Source organism: Streptomyces sp. NPDC058534 (assembly GCF_042717365.1).
Lineage (GTDB): Bacteria > Actinomycetota > Actinomycetes > Streptomycetales > Streptomycetaceae > Streptomyces.
Genome location: NZ_JBHXNW010000016.1, coordinates 22,530 through 31,391 on the forward strand (window position 1 = coordinate 22,530; position 8,862 = coordinate 31,391).

General features: G+C 72.9%; 9 protein-coding genes. All 9 read right to left on the minus strand.

Annotation, left to right across the window (positions count from 1 at the left end; all coding sequences use genetic code 11):
- Positions 1 to 764 (minus strand): HAD family hydrolase (locus ACFWR9_RS12600; protein ID WP_383839785.1); only part of this gene is annotated, 764 nt, incomplete at its 3' end.
- Positions 761 to 2,320, minus strand: a complete 1,560-nt coding sequence (locus ACFWR9_RS12605; RefSeq protein ID WP_383839788.1) for an FAD-dependent monooxygenase — start codon at positions 2,318 to 2,320, stop codon at positions 761 to 763. The genes ACFWR9_RS12600 and ACFWR9_RS12605, both read right to left, overlap by 4 nt.
- The gene (locus ACFWR9_RS12610; protein ID WP_383839791.1) at positions 2,308 to 3,066 is read right to left on the minus strand and encodes an SDR family NAD(P)-dependent oxidoreductase; all 759 of its coding nucleotides are present in this window, start codon (positions 3,064 to 3,066) and stop codon (positions 2,308 to 2,310) included. Before ACFWR9_RS12610 ends, ACFWR9_RS12605 begins: the two co-directional genes overlap by 13 nt.
- 48 nt (positions 3,067 to 3,114) lie before the next feature.
- Positions 3,115 to 4,101 (minus strand): 3-oxoacyl-ACP synthase III family protein, encoded by a 987-nt coding sequence (locus tag ACFWR9_RS12615; RefSeq protein WP_383839794.1) that lies wholly within the window; start codon positions 4,099 to 4,101, stop codon positions 3,115 to 3,117.
- A 48-nt stretch (positions 4,102 to 4,149) separates the two neighbouring features.
- Positions 4,150 to 4,875, minus strand: a complete 726-nt coding sequence (locus ACFWR9_RS12620; protein ID WP_383839797.1) for an SDR family oxidoreductase — start codon at positions 4,873 to 4,875, stop codon at positions 4,150 to 4,152.
- Positions 4,872 to 6,131, minus strand: coding sequence for a beta-ketoacyl-[acyl-carrier-protein] synthase family protein (locus ACFWR9_RS12625; RefSeq protein WP_383839800.1), 1,260 nt, complete (start codon positions 6,129 to 6,131; stop codon positions 4,872 to 4,874). Before ACFWR9_RS12625 ends, ACFWR9_RS12620 begins: the two co-directional genes overlap by 4 nt.
- A complete protein-coding gene (locus ACFWR9_RS12630; protein WP_383839803.1) occupies positions 6,131 to 6,370 on the minus strand; it encodes an acyl carrier protein in 240 nt (79 codons plus the stop codon). The genes ACFWR9_RS12625 and ACFWR9_RS12630 overlap by 1 nt, the downstream gene beginning before the upstream one ends.
- Positions 6,371 to 6,447: 77 nt before the next feature.
- Positions 6,448 to 7,503: a ketoacyl-ACP synthase III family protein gene (locus ACFWR9_RS12635; RefSeq protein ID WP_383839806.1), complete on the minus strand. Its 1,056-nt coding sequence runs from the start codon at positions 7,501 to 7,503 to the stop codon at positions 6,448 to 6,450.
- 6 nt (positions 7,504 to 7,509) lie between these two features.
- Complete coding sequence (locus ACFWR9_RS12640; RefSeq protein WP_383839809.1) at positions 7,510 to 8,514, minus strand: ScbA/BarX family gamma-butyrolactone biosynthesis protein; 1,005 nt, start codon at positions 8,512 to 8,514, stop codon at positions 7,510 to 7,512.
- Positions 8,515 to 8,862: the final 348 nt, after the last annotated feature.

An 8,862-nucleotide genomic window follows, 5' to 3' on the forward strand; every position in this document is an offset into this window, starting at 1 on the left:
GCCCCCCTTGCGCCCCCCCCCCCCCACACCCGCGGGGGGCGGGTCGCCCCGGCCCGGCGGGGGCCGGCCACGACCGGCCAGCCCTTCTCCGCCGCGTGGGCCGCCATCCGCGGATTCGCGCCGACGACCGCCGGGTGGCCCACCATGCTCAGCATGGTCAGGTCCCCCGGGTCGTCGCCGTACGCGTGGCAGTCGGCGGGGTCCGCGCCGAACTTCGCCAGCGCCTCCCGGACCGCGTCCGCCTTCGCCGGGCCGAACATCGCATGCCGGATCGCACCCGTCATCCGCCGGTCCGCGTCCAGTTCCGGCTCCGTGCACAGGACCAGGTCGACGCCCAGGTCGTCGGTGATCGGATGGAGCGTCGCCGGCCAGGAGCCGGAGATGACCACGGTGTGGTGGCCCGCCTCCTGGTGGCGGCGCAGCCGGGCGATCGTCGGCTCGATGAACGGCGCCCCGCGCTCGCGCAGATGCGCGTACCACTCCCGCGCCTCGGAGACCACGTCGTCCCAGGGGACCCCGGCATACAGCTCGTAGAACCTGGACACCACCTCGACCGGTGTCACCCCGGTCGCCGCCAGCCGTCGCAGCGGCTCCACCAGCCGCTCGTACGCGGCGCCGGTGACGTCTCCCTCCCGCTTCATCCGGTGCCGCAGCAGCGAGAACGGTGTCTTCATGGCGATGAGCGTCTCGTCGGCGTCGAAGAACGCCACCACCGGGCGGGAATGGTCGGTGGTGAGGGGAGGGAGGGAGGGGGACGTGGTCAAGACCGGCTCCTGAGGTGTGCCGCTCGGGTGAGCAGTCGCGTGATGTCCTGGGTTCCTTCGGCACCGACCCGTGCGAGCAGATGGCCGTCGGGGCGCACGACCGCCACGGCGGGCCCCGGGCCGAGCGCCCGGGCCAGGCCCCGGGGAACGGCGCGGGTCAGATCGAGTACCGGGGTTCCCTCGGGAAGCTCCCGGCGGATCCGGTCGCGGGTCCGCCGCCAGTCCGCCGGCGGGGTCCGGGTGCCGGGCCACAGCAGCACGGTGTGCCGGTCCCGATCAATGGTCGGCCAGCCGCCGCTGTCCAGCCGCGGGGCCGCGAGCGGGCCCGACGAGACCCTCAGCGGCAGCCGGGGATGACGGTCGCCGTCGTAGCTGACGGCCGTCTGGCTCAGCTGCGGGGCGAGCTTGCGCTGGAAGAGACCGGTCCGGTCGGCGGCCGTGAACGCCGCGTCCCGCAGCGCGACCTTCGCGGGCGTGTTGACCAGGCCCGCCTTGGTCAGCAGCGCCGTCGAACGGGCCACCTCGTGGGAGACGGCGCGGCGTTCGGAGTCGTACGAGTCGAGGATCGACTCCCCGAACTCCCCCCGCAGGACGCCGGACAGTTTCCACGCCAGGTTGAACGCGTCCTGCATGCCGGTGTTCATGCCCTGCCCGCCGGCCGGGCTGATCACATGGGCGGCGTCGCCGACGAGGAAGCAGCGGCCGTCGCGGAAGGCGGAGGCGATCCTGACCCGCACCCTGAAGGACCCGCTCCACAGCAGCTCCTCGACGCGGCTGCGGCCGGCCGCCCGGTCGTCGACGACCTGCTGGAACATCTCGCGGGGCGGCGGGTTGTCCTCGTCGTACGCGTCGTGCGGCACGCTCAGTGCGATGCGGTGGACGCCGTCGCCCATCGGGCCGAGCACCATGGCGCCGCTCGGCGCGTAGCAGTAGTGCGACAGGTCCTCGGAGAGCGTGGTGGTCAGCCGGGCGTCGGTGATCGCGAACGACACGTCGACCGGCGGTCCGTCGTAGCCGATGCCCAGCTCCTTGCGGACGGTGCTGTGCGCGCCGTCCGCGCCGACGAGCCGGCCCGGCTCCAGTTCCTCGGTCCGGCCGTCCTCGTGCTCCAGCTTGACGGCGGGACCGTCCGCCGCGTTGTGGAGGGCGGTCAGCCGGACGCCCTGCTCGACCTGTCCGCCGAGCGCGGCGAGCCGTCGGCGCAGCACCGCCTCCGTGTCGTTCTGCGAGAGAGTGAGTGCAAACGGGTAGGGGGAGTCGGGCAGTCTGCTCATCCAGGCGGTCGCCAGGCGGCGGCCTCGCGAGTAGAAGGCGGTGCCCGCGAGGCGGTGACCGGTGTCGAGCAGTTCCTCGGTGACCCCGATCCGGTCGAGGAGTTCGAGGTTGCGCGGCCAGATGACGTTCGCGCGGGAGTGCGCGGTGCGTCCGCGGCCGGCGTCCACGACGCGTACCGGGATTCCCTGCTGGAGCAGTTCGCAGGCGACGACCAGCCCGACGGGGCCGGCGCCGACGACGAGAACGGGCCGGCCGGCCCGCGCGTCCGTCAGGCCGCCCACATCAGACCTCCGTTGACCTCGACCACGCTGCCGTTGACGTACGAGCTGTCCTGCGAGGCGAGGAACACGGCGGTCGCTCCGATCTCGGAGGGACGGCCGAGGCGCCCGGAGAGCAGACGGCCGCGGTAGCTCTCCCAGGCGCGTTCGTTGGAGGCCAGCTCCTTGCCCATGCCCTCGTCGATGTAGCCGGGCGAAAGGCAGTTGACGGTGATGCCCTTGGGGGCGAGTTCGGCCGCGGAGGTCCGGGTGAACATCTCCACGGCGGCCTTGCTCGCGCTGTAGGCGGCGGCGCCGATCGCCGCCCGGCCGGCGACGCAGGACGACACGTTGATGATGCGGCCGCCGATGCCGGTCGCCTCGCGCCGGGCGACCATGGGGCCGATCACCGCGCGGGTGCAGAGGAAGACACCGGTCAGATTGGTGGCGAGCGTGGTGTTCCAGTCCGCCACCGACAGCCGGGCGATCTTGCCGTCGCGGCTGACACCGGCGTTGTTGACGAGGACGTCGACACCGCCGAACGTCTCGACCGCGGCGGCGGTCAGCTCGGCCACCGAGTTCTCGTCGGTGACGTCGGTGTGGTGGAAGAGCAGCCGGCCGTCGTGGTCGTCGGCGAGTTCCTTGATGTCGTACGGGTTGCGCGCGGCGACCACGACCGACGCCCCCTCCGCGAGGAAAGCCCCGGCGATCGCCCGCCCCAGGCCCCGCGTGCCGCCGGTGATGACGGCCGTCTGTCCGTCGAGCCTCATGCTTCTCCATCCGATGCTGCGTGTGGTGTGCGTGTGGGGGTCGGGCCGTCAGTACCAGGTCAGGAGTGCCGCGCCCGCGGTCATGCCGCCGCCGACCGACGCCATCAGGACCCGTTCACCGCGCTGCAGCGGCCGCTCGCGGTGCGTGGCGTGCAGGGTGAGCGGCACCGAAGCGGCGACCGTGTTGCCCAGGTGCGGCGCGGTGTACGCGACGCGGTCCGGGTCGATGCCCGCGTCCGCCACGAAGGTCTCCAGAAGCCTGGTGTTGGCCTGGTGGAAGACGAACCGGTCGATGTCCTCCAGGGCCAGCCCGCAGTCGTCGAGCGTCATGGCGGTCAGCTTGGCCAGCACCGACAGGGCGTAGTCACGCACCGCGCGGCCGTCCATCCGGAAGTAGTGCTTGCCCGCCTCGCGTGCCTCGGCGTCGAGCGGCGTCCGGGTGCCACCGCCCTCCACGCCTACGTAGTGGTGGAACTCCCCGTCCGTGACCAGGCGCACCGACTGCAGACCGTAGCCCTCGGGCACCTCACCGAGCAGGGCCGCGCCCGCGCCGTCGCCGAAGAGGCTCACCGTGCGCCGGTCGGTCCTGTCCATGATCGTGGAGAACATGTCGGCGCCGACCAGGAGCACGTACTCCCCGTGCCGGCCTGCCCGCAGCAGTCCTTCGGCGACCGAGAGGCCGTAGAGGAAGCCGCTGCAGACGGCGTTGATGTCGAAGGCGGGCAGGATGGAGAGCCCCAGCTTGTGCTGGAGGATCGCCGCGGTCGACGGCTGCGGCACGTCCGGGGTGCTGGTGGCCACGACCAGCGCGCCGAGCCGCTCGCGGACCTCACCCGAGACGCCTTCCAGCGCCTCCCGGGCCGCGTGCAGGGCGAGGTCGGACGTGGCCGTGCCGGGCTCGGCGTACCGCCGTGTGAGGACGCCGGTCCGTTCGCTCACCCAGGACTCGGGCATCCCCGTCCAGGCACTGATCTGCTGGTTGTCGATCACCTTGTCGGGTGTGTAGGAGCCGATCGACAGGACACCGACGGGCATGGTTACCTTCCCTGCGCTTCGTGAATGGTGGTGGGTGCGTGCGGGGCCTCAGTGCCCCATACCGAGCCCACCGCTGACCGGCAGCACGGCGCCGGTGATGTACGACGCCTCCTCGCCGGTGAGGAACCGCACGGCGGCGGCCACCTCGTCGGCGGTGCCGGCCCGGCCCAGCGGCGTCATCGCCAGGTACTGGTCCATGCGGGCCGGCCGTACGTCGCGCAGCATGTCCGTCTGGACGAGCCCGGGGGCGACGACGTTGACGGTGATGGAGCGGCTGCCGAGCTCCCAGGCGAGGGAGCGGGCGAGACCGACGAGGCCGGCCTTGGCGGCGGTGTAGTTCGTCTGGCCCGGCGAGCCGGTGAACGCGACGGCCGAGGAGATCAGCACCAGCCGGCCCCAGCGCCCGCCGAGCATGCCCCGGGCCGCGTGCTTGGCGACCCGGATGACCGACCGCAGGTTCGTGTCGAGGACGGTGTCGACGTCGTCCGCGTCGAGGGCGAGCAGCAGCCCGTCCCGGGTGATGCCGGCGTTGGCGACGAGCACCTCCACAGCGCCCTGGGCGGCCGCGACCTCCTTGAAGGCGCGTTCCACCTGGGACTCGTCGGTGACGTCGCAGCGCACCCCCAGCAGCCCCTCGGGAGGTTCGCCGGTGCGGTGGGTGACGGCCACCCGGTCGCCGCGCGCGGCGAGCGACCGGGCGACGGCCAGGCCGATGCCGCGGTTGCCACCGGTGACGAGGACGGAGCGGCCCGAGGGGCCGGGCGTACCCGTCATGCCGGGGTCACCACGATCACGGCGTTCTGACCGCCGAAGCCGAACGAGTCGTTCACCGCCGCGCCGATCTCCATCGGCCGGGCCTCCTTGGCCACCACGTCCAACCCGATGCCCGGGTCCAGGCTGCTCAGGTTGGCCGTCGGCGGAACGAGGCGCCGCTCCACGGCGAGCACCGTGTACACCGCCTCGGCGGCTCCGGCGGCGCCCAGCAGATGGCCGACGACCCCCTTGGTGGAGGTGACGGCGGGCTTCTCGCCGAAGACCCGGCGAAGCATCCCGGCCTCGGTGATGTCGTTGAGCGGGGTCGACGTGCCGTGCGCGTTGACGTGGTCGACCTCGGAGGTGTCGACCAGGGCGTCGGCGAGCGCCGCCCGGATGGCCCGCTCGGCACCGCCGCCGGTCGGGTCGGGCGCCGACGCGTGGTGGCCGTCGGCCGAGGCGCCGAAGCCGGAGACCAGGGCTCTGGTGCGGGCGCCGCGCGCACGCGCGTCCTCGACCCGCTCCAGGACGAGCATCGCCGCGCCCTCGCCGGCGACGAACCCGTCGCGGTCGGCGTCGAAGGGGCGGGAGGCGGACGCCGGGTCGTCGCGCCGGGTGGACAGCGCGCCCGCCCGGGCGAGGCTGGCCATGGCGGTCGGGGACATCGCGGCCTCGGCACCGCCGGCCAGGACGATGTCGCAGACGCCGGACTCCAGGAGCGTGCGGGCGTACCCGATCGCCGTGTTGCCGGAGGCGCAGGCGGTCGACACGACCTGGTTGGGACCGAGTGCCTTGAGGTCCATGGCGATGTAGCCGGCGGTCATGTTGACCGGGCCCATCACCATGAGCAGCGGCGAGACGAACTCGGGTCCGTCGGCGAGGTGGTTGGCGTTCTCGCGTTCGACGGTGGACCAGCCACCGAGCGAGGTGCCGACCACCACGCCGACGCGGGGTCCGTCCCACGCGGCCGGGTCGAGCCCGGCGTCCTCGACGGCCTGCCGGGCGGCGACCACGCCGAAGTGGCTGATCGGGTCCATGCGGACGGCGCTGCGCCGCCCGAGAAGGGCGCCCGCGTCGAAGTCCGGTACGCGGCAGGCGAAGTCGACGGGCAGGCCGGCGAGGTCGGGGTCGGTGGCCGCGGTGGACTCACCCGACCAGACCCGCGCGAAGTTGGCCTCGACGCCGAGGCCGGCCGGCGTGACCAGCCCGACACCGGTGACCGCCACGTCGAAGCGTTTCGTGCGCCCGCCCGGGCGCTGCGTCGGTATGCCGGTCATCAGGCCACCGCGACCTTGCCGTCGATCTCGGCGAGGATGTCGGCGAAGGTGTTCTCCGAGGTCAGCGCCGTCTCGTCGATCTGGACGCCGAACTCCTTCTGGACGATGACGCTGAGTTCGATCAGCGCGAGCGAGTCCAGGTCGAGGTGGTCGAAGGTGGAGGTGGTGTCGAGTTCCTCGGCGGTCATGCCGAGCTTCTCGGAGACGAGGGCGAAGAGACGGTCCTGAAACGCGGACATGGTGGTTCTCCTTGGGAGTCGGGGTGTTGTGGATTGAAGAGGAACGAAGAGGAATGAAGCGGCACGGGTGCGGGAGGTCAGCGCTTGCTGACCACGGCCGCGGTGAAGGTGAATCCGCCGCCGCCGTTGAGCACGAGGGCATGGGCCCCGGGTCTCAGCAGGTCCGAGCGGGCCAGGTCGGCGAGGGACGCGTTCAGGTCGCCGGCCCCCACGTGCCCGGTGGCCCGGCCCAGGTCGAGCACCTCCGCGGAGGTGACGTCCTTCAGCGGCGGAAGGTATGCCTCGTTCATCGCCTTGTTGCCCAGGCGGGGGATCACGGCGTAGTGCAGCCGCGAATCGTCACCGGTGAGCCCGGCGTCGGCCAGGGCCTCCTCGACGACGGCACGGATGCGGTCGGCGGCCGTTTCCACGAAGAACTCGACGCCGTACGCCTTGATGAAGGCGCGCTTGGTGCGCCGCACGTCGATCATCGGGCTGTGCCCCATCGGCGTCGCGTTGAGCTCGTCGTCGCCACGGTGCATCACCTCCAGTTCGGCGGCCGTCCGGGTGGCGAGTGAGTGCAGCAGCAGGTCAGGGGGGAAGGCGTGCGCCGACCCGGGTGCCGTCGCGGGGCCGGTGCGGTGGACGAGAACGGCGGTGGCCGCGTCGCCGGCCGCCATCCCGTAGTCGCTGAGCCAGCGGTGCCAGCTCGGCATCAGGAAGCGGTCGGCGGTCGTGACCAGGGCGGGACCGGCGGCCGGGTCGCCCTGGAGCCGGCTCGCGGCCAGTTCGATGCCGATGGCGCCGCCGTTGCACTGCTGGAGCAGCCCGATCGGTACGGCGCGGTCGGCGCCGATCCGGCGGGCGATGTAGTGCGGGGCGGACCAGGCGTCGTGGCCCTGATGGTGGACGCTCGCGTGCAGCACCAGGGAGAGCGCGTCGGGGCGGGCGCCGCAGAGCGCGAAGAGCCGGTTCGCGGCCTCGACGGCCATGTCCGGCGGCGCGGTGTCCTCGCTGACCGGGAGTGAGGTGTAGCCGAGCTCGCGCGCGGTCCGGGCGTCGATGTCACCTGCGGCCACGGCCTCTTCGGCCGTCTGGATGCCGTCCGGGTACCAGGCCGTCGCCGACAGGCCGAGGGGTGAGTCCAGTCGCACGGGCCGTCACCTGCCGTCCGTGTCGGGCACCGGGAGGGCCGCGACCTCGATGTCGGCCGTGCAGACCGACTCCCCGTCCTGCCGGAAGTCGACGGTGAGGCGCTCGCCGCCGGAGGGCGTGACGGAGACCGTGACGGGGCTGTCCAACTCCACGAACCGGCGGAACGTGGCGCCGAAGGCGCGGGCGTAGCGTTGTTCGCCGGGTCCGCCCGCGGCGAGGACCGCGGCCTGGCGCGCCGCCTCCATCAGGGCCATCGCCGGTACGTGGTCCAGGGGGTGGTCGTACATGGCCGCGTGCCGCACCGGGACGTCGAGTACGGCGCGCAGTGCGGTCGTGCCGTCGGGGTGCCGCACCGCGTCCGTGAGGACGACGTTCTCCGTCCGCTCGCGGCCCACCAGGGCGGGTGCGACGGGCGTACCGGTGCGGGTGGACGGCATGTCGCAGGAGAGCGGCGGGACGGAGCCGCGGCTCTTCGCGCGGTGGGCGGTGTAGCCGTCGCGGCTGAGGTATCCGGCCACGACCACGCTCGTCCCGGCCCGCCGGCCGTCCACCAGGAACACGCACTCGAGGGTGGCGGCCAGCAGCCTGGTGCCGCGCCGCTTGAGGTCGCGCGTGGTGACCTCGACGACGAGTTCGTCCGGAGCGTCGCCGCGGGCCCGCAGCGCCCCGAGATCGGTGAACTCGGTGGTCCAGTCGCTGATCAGGAAGGAGGTGTCGTAGGTGACGTCCAGCCACTGGTGCGCCACGACGGTGACCGCCTGACGGGCGGCCTCCAGGAGGAACAGCGGGTCGAGCAGCGCGGGCCGTTGCGAGTGGTCGTTGTAGTAGCTGTGTGCGCGGGGCGCCTGGACAGCCACGGCGAAGGCGTCGTCGCCGCGCCGTACGGCATCGGTGACGAAGACCTCCATGACGGCCCGGCGGTGTACCAGGACACGGTCCATGGGCCGCTGGTAGGCGAATTCGGCCGCGGCCGGGGCCGCTTCCGTCGGCTCCTGCTCAGCAAGGATCATGCCCGGTTCCGTTCGTCCGTGGGTCTGTTTCGGCGGGCCCCTGGGGGGCATGAATCAACCTTCACAGCACCCTCTGGGGTTTCAACTGCGAATGACGGGGCAGTCGAACGAGGTCTCGCGTGTGGTCGGCTTGAGAGCCGCTGAAGGTTCGCTGAAGACCGGCCGCGAGGCCGCCGGACACCCGAGCGCGAGGCCGCCGGACACACGAGAAGGGGGGCCCCCGGCGGGGGCGGGCGGCGTTGGGGGGGGGGGGGGCGGCCGGGCCGGGGGGGCACGCCCTCACCCGCGGGGGCCACCCCCCCGCGCACGGGACTCTTCCCCCCGGATACGGTCGTCATCGGTGCCTCC